Below are 24,418 nucleotides of genomic sequence, written 5' to 3' on the forward strand. Positions count from 1 at the left end.
TGACGGTTCCAACATGAGGCGAATGCTCATTACGATTGGAGGAAAACATCGTGTCGGTCGAACAAAAACTTGCCGATCTCGGTCTCGCCCTGCCCGCTGCGCGCAACCGCTCGGCAACTACAATCTCAAGCGTGCGCGCGGCGCTGCGCCCAGTGCGCGAGTCCACCGCATGCGACCAGCAGCGCGCCGGTCGCGAAGAACACGGCGTGCAGGCCGAAGTGAACGCCGATCACGCCGCCGATCAACGGGCCCACCACCTGGCCGCTGAATTGCGCCGACTGCAGATAACCGAGCATGCGGCCCGTTTTGCTTTCGTCTACCGACTGCCGCGCGAGCTTGCCGATGGAAGGCAAGAGCCCCGCGAGCGTCATGCCCATCACCACGCGCAAGCCAGCAAGCTGCCACCAGTGCGTGACGAACGCTTGCGGCACCATCGCGAGCCCCGTGAGCACGAGGCAAGCGACGATCACGCGCCAGCTCCCGAAGCGGTCGGCCAGTGCGCCCAGGCGCGCCGCCGTGAGCATGCTGCCAAGCGCCGAGCATGCCATGACCACGCCCGCCACGCGCGCGAGATGTGCCGCGCCCACGCCCAGACTGCCGATATAAACCGTGATGACGGGCTCGATCGACATGTTGGCGAGCAGCACCATCATCGCGGTAACGAGCAGCGCGGCCACCACCGCATAGTCGGGCCGGCGCGCGCCACTGCCCGAACCGGCCGCGGCGTTGCGTGGGTGCGGTTTCGCGTCGCTTTCCGGATGAAACTCTTCCTTCACCACGAAGATGGTCAACAGCGCCGCCACGGCGATCATCGCGCCGCCCGCGAAAAAAGTGCCGCGAATGCCGATCCAGCCGGGCAGCACGCCGCCCACGAGCGGCCCGACGAGATTGCCCGCGAGCGCGCCCGTTGAAAGAATGCCGAGCGCCCAGCCCGCTCGCTCGCGCGGCGCCTGAGTGCCGACCATCACGGTGGAGGCCGACGCGTAGCCACCCACGAGGCCGGCGATCAGACGCAGCACGACGAGCTCGTACACATTGTGCGCCACGCCGATCAACGACATCACCACGGCCATGCCGATGGCCGCGCGCACGAGCATGGACTTGCGCCCATAACGGTCCGCAAGGCGCCCCCAGAGCGGCGCGGTGAGCGCCGTGCCGAGGAAGGTCGCGCCGAATGCCACGCCCGACCACTGGATCACGGCGGACTGCGAGGTCGCGCCGAGCTGCCGCACATAGAGAGGCAGGAATGGCAGCAGCATGCTGAGGCTCACGAGCGTCGTGAATGAGCCGATTACGCACACGACGAGATTGCGCCGCCAGTACTGGACGTTGCGCTCGGCGTAGCCGCGCGGCTGCGGCCTGGTCTGCCGCAGCGCAGCCGCCGGGGAAGATACGGTGGTATTCACTTGGCCCTCAACGCGGAGAAGAGATCGACAGAGAGCGCTAGCACGAGCGCCGCGGCGCCGATCGCGAACAGCACGAGGTAATTGCCGCCGCTGGACGAGAACACGAACGACAGGCCGTAGGCCGCAACCGCCTGCATCACGGCGAAGCTCGTCGTGGCCCGACTCCACGCGTCTTTCACGGCGGACGGATGGTGCGCGAGTAACTCGTTCACGCGGCCGAGCACGAGCGGCACGATGCCGGGCGTGAATGCGCCCACCAGCACCGCCGACACCAGGAGGCCCGGCGTGCCGAAGAACCCGGCGGCCGGAATGGCGACCGCCGCCGCTTGCACCAGATACGCGACCCGCAACGCCCGGCCGAAGCCCGCGCGATCAGCGAGATGCCCCGCTACGAGCGGGCCGACGATCGCGCCGATGCCATACAGCACCCAGAATTCGGCGCCCGCCTCCACGCCGCGGCCGAGCCCGCGCGCCACGTAGTCGACGAGAAAGATCATGTGCGGCACGAGCCCCACGGCGTTCAGCCCATATTCCGCGAAGAGCGCGCGCAGCTTCGCGCGGGGATACGCCTTGGCATGTTCGAAGCGCGAAGGCGCCTGAGCGTGCGCGGGCGCGCCGTGCCCGGGCCAGCCGTTCCACGCTACGGCCGTGAGGAGCAGCGAGACGACGGCGAGTCCGAGCCAGGTGGCCGTCAGGCCCTGACGCAGCAGGATCGGCACGATCGTGCCCGAGGCGGCAATGCCGAGTCCGATGCCCGTGAAGATGCCTCCGCTCGCGAAGCCCCGGCGCGCCGCGGGCACGTGCGCGAGGATCGTGGGCGCCGCGAGCACCATCAGCGCGCCGCCCGAGAGGCCCGAGGCGAAGCGCCAGACGAAGAACCACAGGAACGAAACGGGCATCGCGCAGGCAACGAAGGCGAGTGTCGCGAGCAGCATCATCGCGCGCAGTACGGTGGCGGGCTTCGCGGCACGGGCCATCGCGCCCGCGAACAGCGCACCGGCCAGATAGCCGCCCAGGTTGGCGGCGCCGAGGTAGGCAGCGGTCGAGGCTGGGAACCAGTGCGCGCCGATGATGGCGGGCAACAGCGGCGTGTAGGCGAACCGCGCGAGGCCAATGCCGATCAGGCTTGCGCTGGCCCCCGCGAGCGTGCCCCGCCAGACGTTGAAGGCCGCGGGCGCGGACGGATTCGAGACGGCTTGATGCATGGTGACTCCCGGCAAGCGAGCAATGAAGCGCCCTGAAGATGGAAGTCAGTCTAGGTTAGATCGCGCATCGAGAGAATGATTGCGGTACGGAAGTCATTCTTCCATGTCGCGAACGAATGGGTGAATGTCGCTCAGGCGAATGCCGCTCAACCGGCCTCAGTAATGCGCTGGGCCTGCTCGAAGTACTCACGCAGGCGTGGTGCGGCGAAATCGACGAAACTGCGCACCTTCGGCACCGAAAGGCGCCCGTGCGGCGTGACGAGGTTCACGGGCAGCGGCGCATGCTCGCTGTCGCGCAGCACGATCTTGAGCCGGCCCGCCTCGACCTCTTCGGCCACGTGATAGGAAAAGAGCCGCGTGACGCCATGCCCCGCCACGGCCGAAGCCCGCGCCGCGCGTATCGTATTCACGATGAAGCGCGGCGAGAACTGCACGACCTGAGGCAGCGCAGTCTGGCGCGCCGCCGGGAAGCTCCACGAGTCGAGCCCGAAATGCGTCATCGAAATGATCGCGTGGCTCGCGAGATCGGCGGGCGCCGCGATGGTCGGATGCGTGCCGAGATAGCCGGGCGAAGCCACCACCACGCGCCGCACCTCGCCTACCGGAATGGCGACGAGCGTGGAGTCCTGCAGATGCGCAATGCGCAACGCCACGTCGATGCCCTCGTCGATCAAGCTCACGGGCCGGTCGAGCAGGTGCAGGCGGATCGACACCTCGGGGTGACGGTCGATGAACGCCTCGATCATCGGGCGCAGCACCTCTTCGCCCACGGCCACCGCCGCCGTCACTCCCAGCAGCCCGTGCGGCGCGGAGCGTTCGTCGGCCGCGAGCAGATCGGCTTCTTCGAGATCGGCAAGAATGCGCCGGCACGCGAGCGCATAGCGCTCGCCGGCGTCGCTCAGCCGGATCGTGCGCGTGGTGCGGTACAGAAGCGGCGTGCCGGTGTGCTCTTCGAGGAACGCAATGGCGCGGCTCACCGCAGCGGGCGAGCGGCCGAGCCGCCGGCCGGCGCCCGCGAGACTTCCCTCGTCTAGCGTGGCGACGAAAACCTTCATGGCGTCGATTCGGTCCATTGCGCGTTCTGGCGTGCGGTCGCTTCGCTCTGTGAATCCCGCGTCGATATTAGCGGTTTATTGCCTGCGCCATGGCGGCGCGCTGATAGCCGGCCATACCGGCGCCGGCTATCTTCGAGCGCACGGCGAATTCACGCCGCGCTTAGCTTATTTCGACGCGGACACGGCCAATTCCGCGCCCTCGATGCTGCCGGGCCAGCGCTGCGTCACGCTCTTGTAGCGCGTGTAGAAGCGTACAGCTTCCTCGCCATATGCATGATGATCGCCGAACAGCGAACGCTTCCAGCCCCCGAACGAATGCCACGCCGACGGCACTGGACTCGGCACGTTGATGCCCACCATGCCGATTTGAATGTGCCGGGTAAACGTACGTGCTGCCGCGCCATCAGCCGTGAACAGCGTGACGCAATTGCCCAGTTCGTGTGCATTGACGAGTTCAATCGCACTGGCGAGATCCGGCACGCGCACCACCGAAAGCACCGGCCCGAAAATCTCTTCCCGATAGATCTTCATATCCGGCTGCACGTCATCGAAGAGCGAGCCGCCGAGGAAGAAGCCCTCTTCGTGCCCCGCCACGGTATGACCACGCCCGTCCACCACGAGCTTCGCGCCAGCCTCGACGCCCGCATCAATATAGCCCAGCACCTTGTTGCGATGCGCGGCGCTGATGAGCGGCCCCATGTCCAGATCGGGCTCCATGCCCGCCCCGATGCGCAGCGCGCGCACGCGCGGCGCGAGACGCTCGATCAGTTCGTCGCCAATGCTGCCGACCGCCACCGCGACTGAGGTCGCCATGCAGCGCTCGCCCGCCGAGCCATACGCCGAATTGATCAGCGCATCGACGGCCTGATCGAGATTCGCGTCGGGCATGACGACGAGATGATTCTTCGCACTGCCCAGCGCCTGCACGCGCTTGCCGCGTTTGGCGCCCTCTGCGTAGATATATTCGGCCACCGGCGTGGAGGCGACGACGGACATCGCAGCCACGTCGGGATGCTGAATCAGCGCATCAACGGTTCCCTTGTCGCCGTTCACCACGTTGAAAACGCTTTTGGGGAAGCCCGCCTCGATGAAGAGTTCCGCCAGCCGGATCGACGACGACGGCGTGCGGAACGTACACGTCGTTGAATCGCCCGCTCGTTCCAGCGGCGCTTTGACCGTCGATGAAATGATTCAGTTGGCGCACCGCGCCCTGGTTTGCTTCGCTCATACGTCGCTCCTTCAAGGGGATTTGGGCGCTGCCCGCGGATAGAAGAGAGTCCGAATTGCACGCACATCAAATGGATTACCCGCCATATGTCGACTCCCATCCTCCTCCGAGCGCTTTACAAAGCGTAATGAGATTCGTGGCCGCCGTAGCTCTGCTTTGCTCGAGATTGCTCTGCGCTTCGAGCAACTGCTTCTGCACGTTCAATACGTCGAGATAATCGAGCGCGCCGGCCTTGTACCGCTCCCGCGCGACCGAGAGCGCGCGCTCGTTCATGGTCACGGCCTGGGCCAGCCGGTCGCGGCGGCGCTGTTCGGCGTCGTAGGTGACGAGCGCGTCGTCCACCTCCTGCCACGCGCGCAGCACCGTCTCCTTGTAGGCAATCGCGGCTTCCTGCTGTTGCGCCTCGCGCAGCTGGAGCGTGCCTTTCAGCCGACCGCCTTCGAAGATGGGAAACGTAATGGAAGGGCCAATGACGAACTGCCCGGACGCCCAACTGGCCAGATTCGAAAGCTGAAGACTCTGAAAGCCCGCGCTTCCGTTAAGCATGATGCGCGGATAAAAATCGGCCTTCGCCACGCCAATCGACGCCGTCGCCGCGTGCAGTTCGGCTTCCGCTTTGCGGATATCCGGCCGGCGCTGCACGAGTTCGGAAGGAAAGCCGATCGGCACCTGCCCCGGCAGTGCGGGCACCTCCTGCGTCGCAGCAAGCGTCTGACGCAGCGCGCCCGGTTCCTCGCCGAGCAGCAGGCCGATGGCATTGATGGTCGTTTCGGAATGCGATTCCAGTGTGGGAATCCGGCTTTCGATATTTTCCACCTGCGCTGAAGCGTTCGAAACATCGAGATCCGTCGTGACGCCCTCATGCGCACGCACCTGCGTGAGCTTCAGCGCGTCGTTGGCGATGTCCAGGTTTTGATGCGCGATCTGCAGGAGTTCCTGCGTGTCGCGCAGCTCGATATAGTCTCGCGCAAGCTCCGCGCGCGCGCTCAGCAAGACCGCGTTCCGGTCCTCATATGAGGCTGCCGAAAGCGCTGTCGCCGCTTCCACGCTGCGTCGCACGCGGCCCCAGATATCGACCTCCCATGACGCGTCGAAGCCGGCCTGGTATAGGTTATAGGCGGGTGAGCCCTTGGAGCCCGGCATCGCCGCCACGCCGAGCGGCGCGCTGCCGGAAGCCGACTGCGGCTGACTCTGCGTGGGCGTCACGCCAAGAAGCGAGAGAATGCCGTTTTCACTGCCGCGTTCGCGGTTGTACGATGCGGCGCCGTCGAGCGTCGGATACTCGGCTGCGCCCGCTACGCGGCGCGCGGCCCGGCTTTGCAGCAGGCGCGCGGAGGCCGCTGCCACATCGAGGTTCGCGTCGGCCAACTGCTTTTCCAGTCCGTTCAACACCGGATCATTGAATAGCGTCCACCATTCTGGACCAAACTGGCCTTTGACAGCTTTGCTCGGCGCCTGTGCCGTTTGTGTGCGGTTGAAGACCTCAGGTGTTGGCGACTTTGGAGGTTCGAAGTTCGGACCGACCGTGCAAGCAGCCATTGCGAGACATGCGAGAACCGCGAGGAGCATCGCGCGGATAGAAGATTTGCTCGTGTTCATTTTCTTTCCGCTCCCTCTGCCGTCGCTTCTGCGCCCCGGCCAACGGCAACTTCCGCTTCCACCGAAAGTCCGACACTCAATGCCGCTGCAGCAGGCTGCCCGCGATCGATCGTGATCTTGACGGGCACGCGCTGCACCACCTTCGTAAAGTTGCCCGTTGCGTTGTCGGGTGCGATCGGCGCGAAGCTCACGCCGGTTGCCGGCGCGAGACTGTCGATGCGGCCATGAATCACGAAGCCGGGCAGGCTGTCGACCGTCACGCGCACGCTTTCGCCGGGCCGCATATTGGTGATCTGGCTCTCCTGGAAGTTCGCGACGACATATGCATCCGAAAGCGGCACGATTGCCAGCACGGGGGCGCCGGGCGTCACGAAGGCGCCGACCCGCGCCGAGCGGCGTCCCACCTTGCCGTCGACGGGGGCGCGAATTTCCGTATAGGAGAGGTTGAGCTTCGCCTGTTCGAGCACCGCTTCAGCGTGCTGAAGTGCGCCAGCAGCCTTGTCGCGCTCAGTGCGCAGAACGTCCAGATTCTGCTCCGTGGCCGTCAGCACCGCCTGGTCGTGCGACTGCTGCGCAAGCTGCTCGGCGAGCGTGCTCGAAGCCTGTTGTTGCTCCTGCGCGGTTCCCGCTCCGGCCGTCGAGAGATTCTGGTAGCGCGCAGCGTTGGCCCGCGCGAAGCCGATCGACGCCTCGTCGGAGCGCAGCGTGGCGCGCGCCTGATTGACGAGCGAGGGCTGACGCGCGATCTGCGCGTCGAAATTCTCAACCGACGCCTTCGCGCCCGCCACCTCCGCCTCGGCGCTCATCAACGCGGCGCGATAGTCGCGGTCATCGATGCGCACCAGCAGCTGGCCCGCCTTCACGTCCTCGTTATCGTTCACCAGTACGTCCGTGATCTGGCCCGCGACGCGCGGCGCGACCAACGTAAAATCCGCGGTGACGTAGGCGTCGTTCGTGGATTCCGAACTGGAGTGGGACAGGAGTTTCATGTCGCCCCACACAGCGACGCCGGCTACGACGAAGACTGATGCAATACGAAGCCATTTCAGACTGGACGGTGCGGGGTTGGGTTTGGTCGATGACATGGAAAACGTACCTCATTTTGAAGCGGGCGGCGTAGTGCTCCACGGCGGATAGATTCGCACCGGCAGCACCGGAACAAGAAGAAGCGGAACGAGCGCAACGCACGCCATCACCCGGTAGAGATCGGCGGAAGTCAGCACGACGGCCTGCTCGTGAATACGATGCGCGAGTTGCCCGAGCGCATAGGGGTAGTCGAGTCCAGGGCCCGCCACCAGCGCGCGGTTGCCCAACTGGTCGACGAGCATGCTCGAATGGAAATGTTCGCGCGCAGTGCCTACACCCTCGATCAGGCCCGTCGCGATGGCGGCGGCGAACGTCTTGACCGTATTGAACATGGCCGAAGCGAACGGGCCTTCCGTTGGCGGCAAACCTGTCGTGACGCCCATGAGGATCGACATGATCACCAGGGGCTGCGCGATGATCTGCAACGCCTGAAGCCCATAGAAGTTGTCGCGAATCCACTCTGACGTCATGAAGCTGCCGAGTGCGCACGTCGTGAACATGAGCGACAGACCGATTGCGATCACCCAGCGATGATCGGCGCGCCGCGTATTCAACAGAGCCGCCGTCAAGGGGAGCGTAATCAGCAGCGGAATGGCGAGCAACAGCGAGAGCGGCGCCGTCTGCAGCGGCCGGTATGCGTGAACTTTGGCGAGAAACTGCCCGGGTATTGCGGCGACGCCCACCAGCAGAATCACGGTGCCGAGCAACGTCGACAGTCCGTGCGTGAAATTCCTGCGCTCGAGTAACTGGAGCTTGAAAAAAGGCACGGGCTGAAGCCACTCGTTGACGAGGAAGACCACGAGCAGCAGAGCGCCGCCACCAAACATCAAACAGATAAAGTCCGATTCGAACCAGTCGAGCCGGTCGCCTTGCAACAGCCCGGTCACGAGCATGGCAAACGCGGGGAAGCCCGTAATCAAACCGATCCAGTTGAACGTACGAAAGCGCTCGAGCTTGACCGGATCGGCGGGCAGGCCCTGCTGAATCGCGATACAGCACAGCACGCCGAGCGGAATGATTTGCCAGAACGCCATGCGCCAGCTCACGAACTCCGTCCACAACGCGGCGAGCGGTGTGCCGAGCGCCGGCCCGAAAGTCGCCGTAAGCGCATAACCAGCGAGCCCGTACAGCTTGAATTTCGGCGGCAGATAACGCAGCGCCACGATGATCAGCATGGGGGGCAGACATCCGCCCGCGATTCCCTGGAAGATACGCAAGACGTAAAGCGTCGGCAGATTCGGCGCAAATGGGCACAACAATCCGAACAACATCGCGGCGAGCACGGCGCCGATCGTGAAGCGCTTGAGCGTAAAGGTGATGCCGAACCAGGGGGCGAATACCATCGTCGCGACGTTGGCGGCTTCGAAGAGCGAGGTGAGCCACGTCCCGTCGTCATGCCCGATCAGGAACGCGCCCTGGATATCGGCCATCGCTGCCGCAGTCACCTGTTCGTTGAGGATGGCCAGCAACGAAGCGAACAACATGCCGAGCAGGCCCACCACAATGCGTCCTGTGAACGCCACTTGCGCGGGGGCAGGCTGCGCCGGGGCCGCGGCTTCGCGCACGGGGCGTGGCTCCAGCGCCTGTGGGGCCGTTGCCGCTTCCGTTCCAGTCGTCAAAGGGTTCGCAGTTGTCATGGCGATCAGCAACTTCTCTGGTTTCGTTAGCTGTACTGTTTGATGTGGCTAGTTCACTGTGAGTCGTTTCAGTGCCCTGCATCCTCACGCGATGCGATGACCGCACCATCGGTTTTGCCGCGGATTGTTGCCGTTCACTGACCGCTTGATTGTCAGAGATGAACCCAATTTCTTAAAGTCTCGCCTGGTCTGATTTTGGGCCATCTAGTACGAGAATCTTGCCAGGCCGTCCGCTCATGACCCGCCCGGCGCGTATGCGCTGCGTCAACGCAAACCTGACTGATTACGCGTGGGTCATTTCTGGACGCTTTTGGGCCAATTGAGGTCGTACGGCGATACCAGATGGCACACGATGCTTAGAATCGCGGCGTATGTATTCAGGCTGCGCGTTAATCGCGATAGACACGATTCACGAAGGTTTGAAATCGAACCGGCAATGGTAGACGCCAAACGGCTTTTGCCTTTACGCTGCGCAACAACACGTATGTTCAATGTGCGAGCGGATTGACAAGCGAAGGCGAATGCATCCCATGTCAAGGCAATCGCGAACTCGCCACGAGGCATTCCGAAGCGCATGCTCCATATCTACAGCCGCTTATTCATTCACTCGGCAACTGATGACTATTGAGCCGCAATACGAAGTTCGCGGTACGCGCTCACCAGCGCGTCGAGGCTGAATGCGCGATTCAAGCCGCTCGGGTTCGGCAGAACCCACGCGTGCGCGCCGCCGAACCGGCTGGATTGCAAACCCCACTGGATATCCCGCTTGCCGGACATTTCGGCAAGCGCCATCTTGCCGAGAAAGGCGATAAACCGCGGCGCGTAGTGTTGAACCTTCAGCTTGAATTGCGCCGCGGCGGCCTGAATCTCCGCTCTCGACAACTCGTCCGCGCGTGCCGTCGCGCGCGAGACCGCCGTGGTCAGACCAAAGCCATGCTGCAGCAACTCACGGTCGTTCTCGGGGCGAAACTCCTCCGGCGTAAAACCAGCGCGATGGAGCACACGCCAGAAGCGGTTCCCTCTGCCATCGAAGTGACGCCCCGTGGCCGCCGCACGCATGCCCGGATTGATTCCACAAAACAATACCGACAAGCCGGGCACGATGATATCGGGAAGAAATGGCGCGGAATTGGCGTTTGCCGGTTGCGCCAGGGAATCGTCGCTATGCACTCGCCTCCCCGCGGAATCGCAGACGATATTGTTTTGGCGTGACGTTCAGGCGCCGCGAGAACGTCGTGCGCATATGCGTGGCGCTATGGAAGCCGCATTTGAATGCGACCGTCTTGAGCGGCGCATCCGTGTCCTCCAAGAGTTTCCTCGCCGTGTCGACGCGAACCTGCTCGACGAAAACGGAGGGCGTCACCTTGGCATTTTTGGCGAATATGCGCGATAAGGTGCGCCGACTCACAGCAGCCGCGCTTGCCAGCGCCTCGATCGAAAGCGTCTCGGTAATATGCTCGCTCACGTAGCGATACACCTTGCTGAGTATTGGATCTCCGTCCTTGCCGGCGCCAAGATACGGACTGTACTGAGACTGCCCGCCTTCGCGCTGGATATACACCACCAGCCGCTTCGCCACTCGCACCGCCAGTTCGTGTCCCCAGTCTTCCGCAACGAGCGCCAGGCAGAGATCGATGCCAGCGGTCACGCCTGCCGATGTGAACAGCCGCCCGTCGCGAACGAAAATGCGGTCCGGCTGCACGTTGGCGTGCGGGAATTCATTGGACAGCCGGCCGGCATCCGACCAGTGGGTCGTCACTTCCTTGCCGTCGAGCAGCCCCGCACGTGCGAGCACGAATGCGCCGTTGCACACCGAACCAAAGCGGCTCGCGCTGCGCGCCTGGTTTTGCAGCCAGGCCAGAAACTCGTTCGACGGATGGACGTCGGGCAACTGCGGGCCGCCGGCTACGAGCAGCAGGTCCCATTGCACGTCGCTGTCGGCATAGCCACGCGAGACCGCCAGTTGCATGCCGTTCGAGCAGGTCACGGCGCCCGCCTCGCGACCGACGAGCGTCACCTCGTAGCGTTGATGCTCCGAGAGGAAAGCATTCGCTTCGGCGAACACATCGAGTGGGCCTGCAACGTCTAGCGCCTGCACACCATCGAATACAACAATGGCGACTTTCATGCCGTGACCTTCAGAGGTGGTGTCCCAACCGGGACCGTGGCGCAGCTTAACGCATCGTCGTTAGCGGATGCAGTCTGTCCCCGGAAAAAGTAATTTGCGCCCGTGTAACAAATCGGCAGTGTGGCCCAAAACGTCGACTAGTTGGCAGGCGGCGGCACCACGCGCGCATTTCGCCCGCTGCCCCGCACAACTAGACTGTGTTCACGACTGCGGCTGGGCAAACAACCCGGGCGGACCGGAAGGCGTTATCGCCATCACTGCACGTGTTGCGCGCGACGTTGGACCGCACACCGACCGAAGGCAGATTGATCATGTTGAAAGAAGGTCAGAGCTCTTTCCTTTTCGGGGGCAACGCCCCTTACGTCGAAGAGCAATATGAAACTTACCTGGCTGACCCGAATGCGGTCACCACTGAATGGCGGGCGTGGTTCGATGCACTGCGCGAAACGCCCGCTATCGATGGCAGCGATCGCGACGACGAGCCGCACGCTCCCGTCATTTCCAGCTTTGTCGAGCTTGCGGCGGCAGAAGGCTCGCTCGAAGGCGCCGAAGCGCTGATTCCGATGCTCGACGAAGTCGTCCGCTACGGGGCTTCGAAAAAGCTGCGCGCGGTGGTGATGGGCATGGCGCCGCGCGACACGCGTTCGTCGTTCTACACCTCGGACGTCGCGAAGATGATCGAGGCGCCCGTCCTGCATGTGAATGGCGACGACCCTGAAGCCGTGGCGATGGCGGTGCGCCTTGCCCTCGACTATCGCACCGCGTTCAAGCGCAGCGTGGTCATCGATCTCGTGTGCTTCCGCAAATACGGGCACCAGGAACAGGACACGCCGTGACGAACTCCATCCTCTCCGAAGCGGCGGTGCTCGCATTCGAGTACGGCTACACGACGGTGAACCGCGACGCGCTGGTGATCTGGGAAGCGCAATTCGGTGACTTCGCGAACGGCGCGCAGGTGGTAATCGACCAGTTCATCGCGGCGGCGGCCGCCAAATGGGGGCAATGCAGCGGCCTGACGCTCTTCCTTCCTCACGGGCAGGAAGGCGCGGGACCCAAGCATGCATCGGCTAGACTCGAACGTTATCTGCAGCTGAGCGCGCAGGACAACATGCGCGTCGTCCAGCCGACCACGCCCGCGCAGCTGTTCCATGTGCTGCGCAGGCAGGCGCTCGCCTCCGATCGCCGCCCACTTGTCGTCATGACGCCCAAGTCCCTGTTGCGGCACCCCGAAGCGGTCAGCACGTTCGACGAATTGGGCGAGGGCGCATTCCGCGAAATTTTGCCGGATGCGCTGCTCGAGGCGTCGCGGGCATCCAGCGTCGAGCGCGTCATCGTGGCCACGGGCAAGGTGTACTTCGAATTGCTCGAGCATCGCCGCGTGGACGCGACCGACACGCCGATCATCCGCGTCGAACAGCTGTACCCGTTTCCCGCACAACAGTTGGCCGCCGAACTCGCGCGCTATCCCAACCTGAAAACCATCGTCTGGTGCCAGGAGGAGTCGCGCAACCAGGGCGCATGGAGCTTCGTCGAACCGCAGTTGCGCGAGCTCCCGCCAACGGGCGCGAAGCTCGCCTACGCCGGTCCTGACGCGGGTGCATCGACCGCGCCGGGCTACCATTCGGCGCACGTCGCACGGCAATCCGCGCTGGTCGAGCAGGCGTTCACGGGGTAACGGCGCATGCGTATCGCGATGATGCTCTATGCGGGGTTTCAAATGCTCGAGGTAAGCGGCCCGATGGATGTGTTTCATGCAGCGAATCGCCTGTATGGCAGCGTTTTATGAACCGCACCTCGTCGGGACTTCGCCGGGGCCCGTGCTGTCTTCCAATGGCACGGCGGTGGGCACCACAGAATGCCTGTTCGAAACGCGCACGCCATTCGACGTCGTCGTGGTGCCCGGATCTGCCGTGCTCAGTTCGTCGCGTGAGCATCGCGAACTCGTCACGTGGCTCGGCGATGCCGGGCCCGGCACCCAAAGGTTGGCCTGCATTTCCAATGGCGCGTTTCTGCTGGCGCGCGCGGGCGTTGCCGATCGCCGCTGGCTGACCACGCATTGGCGCGACGCCCACCGCCTCGCGGTCGAACATCCTCGCGTGCATGTCATGTCCAATCCCGGCTGCCTGAAGGATGGCAACCTCTATTCATCGGGCGGCGCAAGCGCCGGCATTCATCTGGCGCTATCGATCGTGCGGGAAGACCTTGGAGAAAGCGCGGCCGGAACCATCGCCAGAACGCTGTTGATGCAGCCGCATTGATGCACGGCGAACGCGCGCAAGGAACACCATGATAGACGCGAACCGGATTCACAAGGCACTCGCCAATCCACTGCGGCGCGAGATCCTCGCGTGGCTGAAGGTCCCCGCCGATGCCTTTCCAGAGGGCCCTGTCGATCTGGGCCGCGGCGTGCCCGCACACGCCATTCAGGCGCGCAGCGGACTCTCGCAGTCCACCGTATCGGCACACCTTGCCGTTCTGGTCGAAGCGGGACTACTCGTTTCGGCGCGAGTCGGACAATGGATGTTTCTTTCACGCAACGAGGAAGTGATACGGACCTTTGCCGAACACATTCGCCTGCATTTATAGGAGAGTCTGGCGTGACGCGAGTTTGCGCTGCGGTTGCGTGCGAGGCAGATCTACGGATTACCTGCGCGAGGCAGTGCCCAAAGCGCTTGCCGCGGATGCGCAAGCACTCTGCCGGGGCGCCAGACCTCCTTAGCCCGCGTTGCCCTTATGATCGCGCGCAGCCACACGCTGCGACGAGCGTTGTGACGCAGTCGCACGCGCAAAGGAAGTTTCCGCGGGTGAATGAGACGGGCCGGCGCCGCGATGCAGAGCCCAACCGCCTTTTGCGCACGACGCGATACACCGTGCAAAGAAGTGATGCGACTCGCAAGCGATAGTCGACGCCGATCTTCACAGCTATATTGGTTCAGCAGGGATTGGATCCGTGAAGTGCGGAAAGTGGGATCGACCCACGCTTTATTCAGGAGAATCGAAGCATGACTGACAAACCGCTTACGCTGGGCATCGATCATGTCGGGCTGACTGTGCGCGACCTGAATCTCACGCGTGACTTCTTCGTGGATTGCCTCGGCTGGAAACAGGTTGGGGAAAGACCCAGTTACCCGGCTGCGTTCGTTTCGGACGGACACGTCATGTTGACCCTCTGGCAAGTGACCGACCCGAGCCGCCTGGTCGAGTTCGATCGCAAAACCCATGTGGGCCTGCATCATCTTGCCTTGCGCGTAGGCAGCGAAGCAGCGCTCAACGACGTCTTTTCGCGCGTGTCCGCTTGGCCCGGCGTGCAAATTGAATTTGCGCCCGAAAACCTCGGCCCGGGTCCGAAGCGCCACACCATGGTGTACGAGCCGGGCGGAATCAGGCTCGAGTTCGACCACGATCCGCGCTCGCAGGCCTCCTGAGCCTCGCAGTGATCCGCGTGTGAGCACTCACGCTGTCAGGCCGGACCGCTTTCGCCAGCTATCCGAAGCGAAATAGGCGTCATTCGCATGACTTTCTTTCGCTGCGCACCGTCAGCGCCCAACCTGCTCCCATTTGTTCCTGCGACTCACAACTGTTTGTCCGCGTCCTGTATTCAAACCGGGGGCATGGATGCGTAAATTGGTCGCCATCGGAGCAGCAAGCCCGATAAAAAACAGAGTGCAACTTACTTCGAGGTTCATATGAGTCAAGCCCCCAAAGTCATCGTGATCACCGGCGCATCGCAAGGCATCGGCGCCGAAGCCGCCAAGGCATTCCGCGCACTCGGCCACAAGGTGGTTGCGACGTCGCGCAACATCAAACAGACTGACGATAGCGATCTCATCGCAGTGGCCGGCGATATCGCCGATGCCGCCACGGCTCGCCGTGTCATCGAAACGGCCGTCTCGCGCTTTGGCCGCGTCGATACGCTCATCAACAACGCGGGCATTTTCATTGCGAAGCCGTTCACGCAATACACCGCGGAAGACTACGCGGCGATCAAGGGCACCAACATCGACGGTTTCTTCCATATTACGCAGCTCGCGATTGCGGAGATGGAAAAGCACGAGAGCGGCCACGTCCTCACGATCACGACGACGCTCGTCGATCACGCAATCGACGGCGTCCCGTCGGTGCTGGCCTCGCTGAGCAAGGGCGGTCTCGCCGCCGCCACGCGCTCGCTGGCGATCGAATATGCGAAGCGCGGCATTCGCGCCAACGCGGTATCGCCTGGCATCATCAAGTCGCCGATGCACGCGCCCGAAACCCACGCCGCACTCGGCGCACTGCACCCGATGGGACACATGGGCGAGATGAGCGACATCGTGAACGCCATCCTCTATCTCGACTCGGCGCCCTTCGTGACGGGCGAAATCCTCCACGTTGACGGCGGCCAGGTCGCCGGCCACTAAGGCTTGCACGCCACAGGGCCTCATCGGGCCGATGAGGGGCGCCGGTCGCCGGCGCTCCCTGCAACGATCACCATCGAGGAAAGCGAAATGCCGATCGTCACAATTCAGGTTACACGCGAGGGCACGCGGCCCGGCACCGATTCCGTTACGGCGGAAGAAAAGGCCCAGCTCATCAAGGGCGTGAGCCAGCTCCTGCTCGACGTGCTGAACAAACCGCTGGAGGCGACCTTCGTCGTCATCGAAGAAGTGCCAACGGAAAACTGGGGATGGGGCGGCCTGCCTACCGACGTCTATCGACGACAGAAGGGACTCATCAAGTAAGCGCGCGAGGCCCGCTGGAGAGCGGGCTTTCGCGCGCCAATGCACCGGTTGCATCGCGGCGCTATCAATCTTCATCTGAGGCCTCGCATGAACGCGGACGAAGGACTTCGAACACGCTCGCGCCATCGCTCGGCACGCCAGAGGCGTTGACCGGAATTCTCTGCAACCGGAAGTTGTGTAAACGTAGTCAAGGAGAACGTCATGAAGATTCTGATGGTTTTGACTTCGCACGACGAGCTGGGCAATACGGGGCGCAAGACCGGGTTCTGGCTCGAGGAACTCGCCGCGCCCTACTACGTGTTCAAGGACGCCGGCGTGCAGATCGTGCTCGCGTCGCCCAAGGGCGGCAAACCTCCGCTCGATCCGAAGAGCAACGAGCCGGACTTTCAGACCGACCTGACACGTCGCTTCGAAGCCGACCCGGCCGCGTTGGCGGATCTGGGTAACACGGCAAAGCTCAAGGATGTCGCCCATGGCGCATTCGACGCCGTCTTCTACCCCGGCGGCCACGGCCCGATGTGGGATCTCGCTGAAGACTCGGACTCCATCGGCCTGATCGAGCGCACGATCGCTGCCGGCAAGCCCGTCGATCGTGCCGTCGTCGCTGCTATCCGCTCGCTGTCGGTCTATCCGTCGTTTTGCGCGCGGATCGGCGCCGTCGGCTGCCGTCTCACGACCCGACAGCCAGCATCGTGCCGCGGCATCCCAAGGCGTTGCATCGGCACACATAGCTCAATCTTGTTTCTTCGTCCGCCGGATCGTCAACAGTCAACTGGTAATCCAGAAACAGTTCCTCGCCCGGCGCGATCGCTAGCGATGCGTAGATGAACACACGGTCCTCGATCTCGATTGCCTCGCAGTTGGCATGGCATGAGTGATTCAGCCACCGTGCGCTATTTCCCCCTCGCCCGCCGTCGATCACGCGTCCGTCGGACAAGCCGAAGAAATACGTGTGCCCACTAGCACCACTCTTCCGGTGTTGCCTGATGGCTGTCCTCCAGGCGATGACCTCGCCCTTGTACTCGAATAACTGTTCGCCAGGCTCAACTGCCCGCAACGCGAACACGCCGCGCCCGTGCACAGGCGAGCGCCGAACCACCACACGTCGCTGCATGGGCTGCCCGTCCTCCTTTTTTGTCGTCGCAGTATAGGGCGGCAAATTAAAGCCTAGGTGTATTTCTTAAGTACTTGGCCATGTTCCATACCGCGATCACCGTCATCAACGAGACCGGCCAGAAATGGGTAGATCGGTAGCGGCACCGGCGCCACAAGCCAGATGATCGCCCCCAACGGGATCACGCCGAACATCAGCAGGTGCTTTGCGTGGTGGTAACGCGTTGCGGACTCGTGCCCGCCCTGCATACGCCTCGCGTGTCGCGCCATCAGCCCATCGGTGAATGCCACCGCAACCGCAAGCACGAACTGCGGGATCGTCATCATGACCATCACAAAGCGAATCCCGAACAGCTTGATCCCATACATTGCAACGATGAGTGCCTCACGCGTCGATCCGGAGAACACCGGTCGCACATTGAACCGAGCCCCTGCGTTGGCAACGTAACCGCCTGCCAAGCCCGCGCTGAGGCAGCGACGCCGGTCCGACCAAACCAACTCCAATACGCGAGGTCCGATCTTCGACCGCGTGTTCGACGATCTCCGGATCCGGGCCGACGCCGGTTACCTCTACATCGACGCGGTCGCGCCACAGTCTTGAAGGTCGAACTCCTTTTCCCTCACATTCAACGCGATGCGCCTGATCCCTTCGGAGACCGGGCGCCTTTTGTTTCGCTCATTGCAGACTTCGGTGATCTCGCTCATCTCGGACGCCCGATCGGCGATCTGCGCCCGCATGATGCTAGGGCACGTGCGACGCGACAGCCGAAGAGGTGAGGTTCGCGCGCTAGCTGGACGACGTCGTCGAGCGCCGCTGCCATGATGATAGCGGCGCGCCAACTCGTGATCGGCTGGACTAAATTCCCGGCCCACTCCAGCGTGTTTACAATTATTGTATCGATACATACCATATGCAAGTATTGACACCATCGTCGATCGACATGTACCCTGCCCGGCAGTTCCCGAGTGAAAACAAGGATGATCAATGTAGCTCTCTTGAATTCTTGGTATACCCCGATTTGATTGGCACAATATCGTCTGCTAGCATACTTGATGTCGTCATCGGAACCATCAGCGGCCGACATGTACCCTGCTGGCAGTTCTCAGGTGCATGAAGACGAAGACGCCCAACGTCGTTTTCCTTTAGAGAGGCAAACCACATGCGGAAGTCTCAGAGAGGCCACGCCGAGGTGCGGGGTATCGTCGACGCGTCAATCGACGAGATTTTGGAGTTGCTGACCGACTTGGCGGCTTGTGACCGCGGCGGTCGGCGCGGCACCAAAGGGGCGCGAAGCAAAACTGGAAAGGTGTGGGATGGACTATGACGTCATCGTCGTGGGCGGAGGTGGCGCGGGCCTCTCAGCGGCTATCGCGGCGGCCAAGGCGGGCGCCTCTGTAATGCTGGTCGAGGCGGACACCAAGCTGGGGGGAGCAACCGCTCTGTCCAGCGGTGTGGTCTATGCTGCTGGAACTGCCCCGCAGCGCGCTGCTGGGATCGAAGACACGCCGGAGGCGATGTTCAACCACTTGATGAGTCTGAACCAGTGGTCCATCCGGCCGGCCCTGGCCCGTATCTTGGCCTATGAAGGCGCCTCCATCATCGATTGGCTGATCGAGCTGGGTAATGACTTCCCACCGCACCTCATCGTGGAATCCGGGGTCGGCGGCTGTCCGCGTGGGCATCAGTCCATCAACAGCGGTTATGGCATTGTCCAGTCCCTGATCAACCACGCGGGCCCTCTCGGCGTCGAGGTCGCTCTGGGCTCGCGTGTCGGCGGGCTACTTATGGAAGACGGGGCCGTTGTCGGCATTCGAGCGGAGGGAACCGAACTGCGCGCGCCGAGCGTCGTAATCACCACCGGTGGATTCGGGAACAGTCCGCAAATGATCGAACGTTTGTGGCCCACGGCCGCCGCGCACGGCGAGCGTGTCTTCTCCATCTACCACGAGGTACCCTTCAATGTGGGGGACGGCATCAGGATCGCCGAGGATGTTGGCGCGCGGATCACCGGCATCAACAACGGCCTGCTGACACCCAACTCTGCTCTGGCGCCGTATGACTTAGAGGCTTTCTTTCCCGAATGGGCGATGGTGGTGAATCGCTACGGCCAACGCTTCGCGCCGGAGGACGCCTCCTATGCGATCTCGGGCTACCTCATCAACGACCAGCCCGGCATGCACTGCTTTGTCATCTTCGACGACGCAGCCTTTCTCGAGGCTTGCGCGGAAGACATCGTGGTCAAGCACTATGTGAACGATCCGGGTCCGGCAGGCTGGAGGGTCAGCGTGATCCGTCGGAAAATCCAGGAAGGACGGGTAAAGATGGCCGACACGCTCGAGGAGCTGGCTCAGCGAGCGGATATTAACGCGGCCGGTCTGATTGCAACCGTGGAGCGCTACAACCGGTTTGCCGATGCGGGGAAGGACGAGGATTTCCTCAAATCGACCAGCAAGTTCTATCCGATCCGCAGGGGTCCCTTCTATGCCGTGAAGATGCGCGCTTCCACGATCACGTCCTGCCATGCCGGCCTCGACATCGACAATGACGGCCGCGTGCTCGACCGAAGCGGGACAGCCATCCGGGGCCTCTACGCGGCCGGCGAGGTGTTGGGGTGCACTCTGGGTCGACGGTATGTCGGCGGCGGCATCGGCGTGGCCAACGCCCTTACCTTTGGCCGTCTGGCCGGCGCCTCGGCGGCGAGAGACGCCAAGGGTCTGCGCGGCGCAGCAGAGCGCCCGATTCCGGAGTCGTAGGAAGTTCGGTTGCGAATACCTAGCCCGGGGTCCGTGTGCAGTTCGCCCGGCCCCCCGACGCTCTACAACAGTTGGAGAATCGCACGATGACGCTCGACGAGTTTACTGCGCTGCATGAGATCAGCCAGACCAAATACCGCTACCTGCGTGCAGTCGATACCCAAGATTGGGAGTTGCTTCGCAGCTGCTTCACCGATGATGCAAGCGTTTGGTACAACCAAGGAAAGTTCACCGCAGAGGGCCCCGACAATATCATCGCGAGGCTCAAGGCATGGTTCCTTCCGGTCGTCTACAGCAGTCACATCGCGCTGCAGCCGGAGATCGAGCTGACCGGTCCGGACACCGCCAAGGGTACTTGGCGGCTGCAAGATATCGTTCACTTCAAGGGTCCCGTACCTGACCCGGTGAGGAACCTGACCGGTGGCGAGGAAATCACCGGCGCCGGCTATTACTACGACGACTACCGCTGTGTGAACGGCCAATGGAAGATCGCGCGCACAGGCTATGTCCGCTTGTTCGAGCAAATCGCCCGCCGTGCCGGCCGTGGCGACGTGGAAGTTAAAGGCGTCGACGAACGCGGCGTCATAAAAGCGGCTTAGCGGCGGCTTATCTTCGAGACCGGTGACGCGCGGCGGCGCCATGGAAATTGTCAGTGCCTGCTAAGCCGCCCTACTCGATCGAGCCACAGTTTGACAATCAGACCTTGGAGTGGTTTCCGATGAGCAAAGTGCAGAGGGGAAAAGCTGACTTCGAGGGCGAGGTTTCCGCGAACATCGACGATGTCTGGGACTTGCTGCTCGACTGGGCCAATCTCGATTGGCTTCTCAACGATGTGACCGAGGAGGGAATGGAGCTCGGTAAAGTCCATCTCGAGGGCGAAAAGAACGCACAGTTTCGTGTTCGCGTAATGACTCGCTCCAATGTGGAGGGAAGCGGCCTGCCGCTAGTGAACCGCGAAGTGCTGCTGCGTGAAGACCGAACGGCCTACAGGTTCTATTACGATTGCGTGGATGGCTTCCTGCACGGCATCAGGAACTACATCGCCAATTGGGCTCTCGATCCGCTTCCAAATAATCGTTGCCACATCACAGTCGAAGCGAATTTCGACGTGATGGAGACCGGCGATATCGACAAGCTTCGTGCAACGCTCGTAGCAGTCTACGACTCCATGATCCGAGGTCTCAATGTGCATTTCGAAAAGCAGTATGCGCAGCGGGGTGATAAACAAGTGGTGAATCACCGGTGACTCTGGAGCATATCGCTTGGTGAGTCTGTCGGCGTCCCCACCGGCGCCGAGCTTCGCACTTGGCGTGACGCGAGTCGGGGGCGACCCTTCTATTCAAGCCGGATTCTCAAGGCGAACAAGGAGATAACATTGCGCTTCAATCTATCAGTCACTCACGGCGATTATGAAGATTGGCCGGTTATGGCCGTTGCAGCGGAAAACGCCGGCTTCGACATCTTTTCCATACCGGATAGCATTTTCTACCCGGAAGAGACCGACTCTACGTATCCCTACAACGAAACCAAGGTCATTAGAGATTACATCAAAAATACGCCGTTCGTAGAAACCTTTGTCGTCCTTGCCTGGCTTGCTGGCCAAACGAGCCGAATAAAGCTATTTTCGAACGTCCTGAAGACCGCGTCTCGCCAGCCGATCCTTCTAGCCAAGCAGATTGCGTCTCTCGCTGTGATTTCAAACAACCGCTACATCTATGGAGCTGGCATCGGGCCTTGGGCAGAAGACTATGTCTATAACAACCTTCCGTGGGAAGCGCGGGGGGAATTATTGGATGAATCGATTGAGATATTGCGCGGCCTTATGACTGGTGAGGTCTTCTCCTATGAAGGCAAACACAACAAATTTGGTCCGATCAGAATCAATCCTACGCCCACTCTGCCCGTTCCGGTTGTGATCGGAGGTCATTCCAAGCCCGCTTTGCGGCGAGCGGCTCGGATCGGCGATGGCTGGACAGCCGTCAATATGAAGTTCGACATGATGAAGGAAACTGTCGAAACGCTGACCAGCCTTCGGCGCGAGTACGGAAAAGAAGGCGGCGACTTTCAAATCCATGCGCGGGAGTCGGATTTCCAAACGGGCGGGCAAGGAAGCGTGGACCTCGATCACTTTCGTCGACTAGAAGAAATTGGGGTCACGGACTACGGGGTGGTGCTCTTACCCTCTTCCCGACTTTCGATTGACGCAAAGCTCGACGCGATAAATCGCTTCGGCAACGACGTGATCGCGAAGCTCCGCTAGCCGTCGCAAGAACGTCGAGACATAAATCAATAACTGGTGGTCGGCCCGCCAAGCCTCGGTTCGCGGGTGGTCTTGTTCAAAGGAGGATGTGAGCGTGTCGGTCGAACAGCAAAATATCCAGATCGTTAAAGACGCTTACGCGGCCAACGCGCGCGGAGACCGTCAGGGCTTCACGGCCAGCTTCACGGCCGAGACCGAGATCCACGAGGCTGCTTCTCTGCCGTATGGAGGCGTCCATAAGGGTATCGACAGTTTTTCAAGGCTCATGGGTCTGGTGAAGGAGCATTTTTCCAACCCGAAATTCACCCAGCACAAAATGATTGCCGATGGCGACGACGTGATCTTGGTGGGGGAACTCACCATCACCGGCAGAAAATTGGGGAAGACAATCTCGTTTCGGATGGTCGAGATATGGACGATCGTCGATGGGAAAACGCGAAAGTTGGAAGTGATCTATGGCGACACTGCCGCTGCCCTTCGGGCAGCCGACCTTATCTGAACACGACAGCGGCTCACGGAGCAAGTCATCCAGTTCTTTGCCTACCCGCCGATAGTACGCAAAGTCATCTACGACCGCTGAAGTTGACAAGCCTCAGCTTCACTCGCCGACTCTTAGTCATCAAGCGCCGCATATAATCAATTTCTCGCGGCAGCAGCGCAGGTAACCACTCCTGCCAGCTTCGCAACTCCGGTCCGCTCCGTGCATGCCTTCAGTTCGACTGCGAATACTCCGACCACTCGCGCTGGTCGGCAGCACGACGATATACAGCATCGCCTTGAAATAAGGCACCATCGCGGATCTGCCCGACATCGACCAGCAGCCAATCGCCTATGTTCAGCCAGCCACCCGCTGATGGTGCCACAGCACGTCGCTGCCTCCGTCCGTGCGATTTAGCACACGCGCCAGTACAAAGAGCAGATCCGACAGACGGTTTACGTACCGTCGCGGAGCCGTATTGATTTGCTCGACCTGCCCGAGCGCCACGATCGAACGCTCCGCTCGCCGACATACCGTTCGGCAAACATGCGCAAGCGCTGCGGGCCGGGAACCTGCCGGGAGAATGAATTCTTGTAGCGGGGGAATGGTGGCGTTGTAATGCAACAACCAGCCATCGATCCGCGCCAGGTGCTCGTCCGATATCATGGCGTGACCTGGTATGCACAACTCACCACCCAGATCGAAAAGGTCGTGTTGGATGGCGATGAGCGCTCCCCGTACGTCATCTGGCATGTCCTCGCACAGCAACATGCCAATGTGCGAGTTCAGTTCGTCAACTTCTCCAATCGCCGCGATTCGTGCATTGTCCTTACGAACTCGGCTACCGTCACCCAGCCCGGTAGTCCCGTCGTCACCTGTGCGCGTCGTAATTTTGCTGAGACGGTTACCCATATCGTCCTCGTCAGGCAATTCCCATTCACAAAGTATCTGCCGGGGGAAAAACGAAAATCCTTTTCAAGGCCGCCGAAAACGACTGACTAAGCGAAGCATCGTTACATTTCACCACCGCGTCTTCACAGTATCTGACGCGATCGAGCGTAATGCCGGCCCCGACCTCCGCAGCGACCAAAAACCGGATAACGGCAAGACGGCAATGACCGAAGGCTATACTCCGATCCAATAGCTTCAATGCGGCAGTCCGAGCCGCAGCACCTGCCTCAGGCGCGCGGCCGGAAACCATTCCAACCTTGATGTCGCGCTTCATATCGCGCACGTGCTGTCTCGACATGAGAATGTCCGCCATTTCGCCGCGCGGAGGGCTGTTCGTCGCGCAATTAGTAAGATTCAACAACACATATCGCCATCAGCCGCGAGTGCATGTGCGCTACGCCCGGCAATTTGAATAGCGACATCCAACAAGACGCGCTAGGCCGACTTCCCCATGGATCGCAAATCCTCCTCGGCCTGCACCTTCGCTCGCTGGAGGTAATCCATGATCTTTTCTTTCGGCACAGCGGGTCGGAAGACCGAGAGGCCGCCATCCACCGCAAGCTGCGCCCCAGTCACAAACCTGGCCTCGTCTGAACCGAGGTAGGTCGCCGCATAGGCGATATCCTGTGGTTTGCCGGCTATTGGTAGCGGCTGCGAACCCGCCATCATTTCGTCGAGATGCACCGGCATGGCGTCGGCCACCTCTGTCTGGCGTCAACTACAACCGCCGCCGACGACAACTAAAATTGCCGCCCTATGCTGCTACCGGGGCTGACGCCGTCGGCTTCGCGCCGGCAGCT

21 protein-coding genes and 6 pseudogenes are annotated in these 24,418 nt (G+C 61.9%); 13 read left to right on the top strand and 14 right to left on the bottom strand.

Going from position 1 to position 24,418, the window contains the following annotated elements:
- Positions 1 to 125: 125 nt before the first annotated feature.
- The 9 genes and pseudogenes from B0G57_RS27520 to B0G57_RS27560 all read right to left on the bottom strand — a co-directional run bounded on the left by B0G57_RS27520 (position 126) and on the right by B0G57_RS27560 (position 11,344).
- Positions 126 to 1,406, bottom strand: coding sequence for an MFS transporter (locus tag B0G57_RS27520; protein ID WP_018442086.1), 1,281 nt, complete (start codon positions 1,404 to 1,406; stop codon positions 126 to 128).
- Positions 1,403 to 2,611, bottom strand: coding sequence for a YbfB/YjiJ family MFS transporter (locus B0G57_RS27525; protein ID WP_018442087.1), 1,209 nt, complete (start codon positions 2,609 to 2,611; stop codon positions 1,403 to 1,405). The genes B0G57_RS27520 and B0G57_RS27525 overlap by 4 nt, the downstream gene beginning before the upstream one ends.
- Before the next feature lie 146 nt (positions 2,612 to 2,757).
- A complete protein-coding gene (locus B0G57_RS27530; RefSeq protein ID WP_018442088.1) occupies positions 2,758 to 3,684 on the bottom strand; it encodes a LysR family transcriptional regulator in 927 nt (308 codons plus the stop codon).
- Between the two features lie 147 nt (positions 3,685 to 3,831).
- A pseudogene (locus B0G57_RS27535) lies at positions 3,832 to 4,794 on the bottom strand (aldehyde dehydrogenase family protein); the annotation flags it as partial.
- A gap of 175 nt (positions 4,795 to 4,969) precedes the next feature.
- Positions 4,970 to 6,493 carry an efflux transporter outer membrane subunit gene (locus B0G57_RS27540; protein WP_102607406.1) on the bottom strand — a complete coding sequence of 508 codons (1,524 nt, stop codon included), beginning with the start codon at positions 6,491 to 6,493 and terminating at the stop codon, positions 4,970 to 4,972.
- On the bottom strand, positions 6,490 to 7,578 hold the full coding sequence (locus B0G57_RS27545) for an HlyD family secretion protein (protein WP_026229934.1): 1,089 nt from the start codon (positions 7,576 to 7,578) through the stop codon (positions 6,490 to 6,492). Before B0G57_RS27545 ends, B0G57_RS27540 begins: the two co-directional genes overlap by 4 nt.
- A gap of 12 nt (positions 7,579 to 7,590) precedes the next feature.
- Positions 7,591 to 9,216, bottom strand: coding sequence for an MFS transporter (locus B0G57_RS27550; protein ID WP_026229935.1), 1,626 nt, complete (start codon positions 9,214 to 9,216; stop codon positions 7,591 to 7,593).
- Between the two features lie 621 nt (positions 9,217 to 9,837).
- Positions 9,838 to 10,386: a G/U mismatch-specific DNA glycosylase gene (gene mug, locus B0G57_RS27555; RefSeq protein WP_018442094.1), complete on the bottom strand. Its 549-nt coding sequence runs from the start codon at positions 10,384 to 10,386 to the stop codon at positions 9,838 to 9,840.
- Positions 10,379 to 11,344 (bottom strand): GlxA family transcriptional regulator, encoded by a 966-nt coding sequence (locus B0G57_RS27560; protein ID WP_018442095.1) that lies wholly within the window; start codon positions 11,342 to 11,344, stop codon positions 10,379 to 10,381. Before B0G57_RS27560 ends, mug begins: the two co-directional genes overlap by 8 nt.
- Before the next feature lie 311 nt (positions 11,345 to 11,655).
- On the opposite strand from B0G57_RS27560, the pseudogene B0G57_RS32450 reads away from it, so the two are divergent.
- The 8 genes and pseudogenes from B0G57_RS32450 to B0G57_RS32295 all read left to right on the top strand — a co-directional run.
- Positions 11,656 to 11,778, top strand: a pseudogene (locus B0G57_RS32450) (2-oxoglutarate dehydrogenase E1 subunit family protein); the annotation flags it as partial.
- A 195-nt stretch (positions 11,779 to 11,973) separates the two neighbouring features.
- Positions 11,974 to 13,019, top strand: a pseudogene (locus B0G57_RS31980) (thiamine pyrophosphate-dependent enzyme); the annotation flags it as partial.
- Positions 13,020 to 13,095: 76 nt separating this feature from the next.
- A complete protein-coding gene (locus B0G57_RS27570) occupies positions 13,096 to 13,602 on the top strand; it encodes a DJ-1/PfpI family protein (protein WP_223258770.1) in 507 nt (168 codons plus the stop codon).
- 28 nt (positions 13,603 to 13,630) lie between these two features.
- On the top strand, positions 13,631 to 13,930 hold the full coding sequence (locus B0G57_RS27575; protein WP_018442098.1) for an ArsR/SmtB family transcription factor: 300 nt from the start codon (positions 13,631 to 13,633) through the stop codon (positions 13,928 to 13,930).
- A 416-nt stretch (positions 13,931 to 14,346) separates the two neighbouring features.
- The gene (locus B0G57_RS27580; protein ID WP_018442099.1) at positions 14,347 to 14,769 is read left to right on the top strand and encodes a VOC family protein; all 423 of its coding nucleotides are present in this window, start codon (positions 14,347 to 14,349) and stop codon (positions 14,767 to 14,769) included.
- Positions 14,770 to 15,030: 261 nt separating this feature from the next.
- Positions 15,031 to 15,741, top strand: coding sequence for an SDR family NAD(P)-dependent oxidoreductase (locus B0G57_RS27585; RefSeq protein ID WP_018442100.1), 711 nt, complete (start codon positions 15,031 to 15,033; stop codon positions 15,739 to 15,741).
- Between the two features lie 87 nt (positions 15,742 to 15,828).
- Positions 15,829 to 16,062, top strand: a complete 234-nt coding sequence (locus B0G57_RS27590) for a tautomerase family protein (protein WP_018442101.1) — start codon at positions 15,829 to 15,831, stop codon at positions 16,060 to 16,062.
- 201 nt (positions 16,063 to 16,263) lie between these two features.
- The gene (locus B0G57_RS32295) at positions 16,264 to 16,890 is read left to right on the top strand and encodes a type 1 glutamine amidotransferase domain-containing protein (protein ID WP_018442102.1); all 627 of its coding nucleotides are present in this window, start codon (positions 16,264 to 16,266) and stop codon (positions 16,888 to 16,890) included.
- Positions 16,891 to 16,894: 4 nt separating this feature from the next.
- Here the strand turns inward: B0G57_RS32295 and B0G57_RS32300 are convergent.
- Positions 16,895 to 17,176, bottom strand: a pseudogene (locus B0G57_RS32300) (SET domain-containing protein); the annotation flags it as partial.
- Between the two features lie 53 nt (positions 17,177 to 17,229).
- Positions 17,230 to 17,693: pseudogene (locus B0G57_RS27605) on the bottom strand (DUF4400 domain-containing protein); the annotation flags it as partial.
- A 796-nt stretch (positions 17,694 to 18,489) separates the two neighbouring features.
- Here B0G57_RS27605 and B0G57_RS27610 point away from each other — a divergent pair.
- From B0G57_RS27610 to B0G57_RS27630, 5 genes are all read left to right on the top strand, one after another.
- The gene (locus B0G57_RS27610; protein ID WP_018442105.1) at positions 18,490 to 19,929 is read left to right on the top strand and encodes an FAD-dependent oxidoreductase; all 1,440 of its coding nucleotides are present in this window, start codon (positions 18,490 to 18,492) and stop codon (positions 19,927 to 19,929) included.
- A gap of 86 nt (positions 19,930 to 20,015) precedes the next feature.
- Positions 20,016 to 20,528, top strand: a complete 513-nt coding sequence (locus B0G57_RS27615) for a nuclear transport factor 2 family protein (RefSeq protein WP_020566352.1) — start codon at positions 20,016 to 20,018, stop codon at positions 20,526 to 20,528.
- A 119-nt stretch (positions 20,529 to 20,647) separates the two neighbouring features.
- Positions 20,648 to 21,175: an SRPBCC family protein gene (locus B0G57_RS27620; RefSeq protein WP_018442107.1), complete on the top strand. Its 528-nt coding sequence runs from the start codon at positions 20,648 to 20,650 to the stop codon at positions 21,173 to 21,175.
- 129 nt (positions 21,176 to 21,304) lie between these two features.
- Entirely contained in the window at positions 21,305 to 22,189 is an 885-nt protein-coding gene (locus B0G57_RS27625; protein ID WP_026229937.1) for a TIGR03619 family F420-dependent LLM class oxidoreductase, read from the top strand.
- A gap of 94 nt (positions 22,190 to 22,283) precedes the next feature.
- The gene (locus B0G57_RS27630; RefSeq protein WP_158256635.1) at positions 22,284 to 22,688 is read left to right on the top strand and encodes a nuclear transport factor 2 family protein; all 405 of its coding nucleotides are present in this window, start codon (positions 22,284 to 22,286) and stop codon (positions 22,686 to 22,688) included.
- 336 nt (positions 22,689 to 23,024) lie between these two features.
- Here B0G57_RS27630 and B0G57_RS27635 read toward each other — a convergent pair whose 3' ends face one another.
- The 3 genes and pseudogenes from B0G57_RS27635 to B0G57_RS32455 form a co-directional block, all read right to left on the bottom strand.
- On the bottom strand, positions 23,025 to 23,579 hold the full coding sequence (locus B0G57_RS27635; protein WP_018442111.1) for a cob(I)yrinic acid a,c-diamide adenosyltransferase: 555 nt from the start codon (positions 23,577 to 23,579) through the stop codon (positions 23,025 to 23,027).
- A 25-nt stretch (positions 23,580 to 23,604) separates the two neighbouring features.
- Positions 23,605 to 23,931, bottom strand: a complete 327-nt coding sequence (locus tag B0G57_RS27640) for a hypothetical protein (RefSeq protein WP_018442112.1) — start codon at positions 23,929 to 23,931, stop codon at positions 23,605 to 23,607.
- 227 nt (positions 23,932 to 24,158) lie between these two features.
- Positions 24,159 to 24,320: pseudogene (locus B0G57_RS32455) on the bottom strand (SDR family oxidoreductase); the annotation flags it as partial.
- Positions 24,321 to 24,418 lie beyond the last annotated feature (98 nt).

The organism is Trinickia symbiotica (genome assembly GCF_002934455.1).
Taxonomy (GTDB): domain Bacteria; phylum Pseudomonadota; class Gammaproteobacteria; order Burkholderiales; family Burkholderiaceae; genus Trinickia; species Trinickia symbiotica.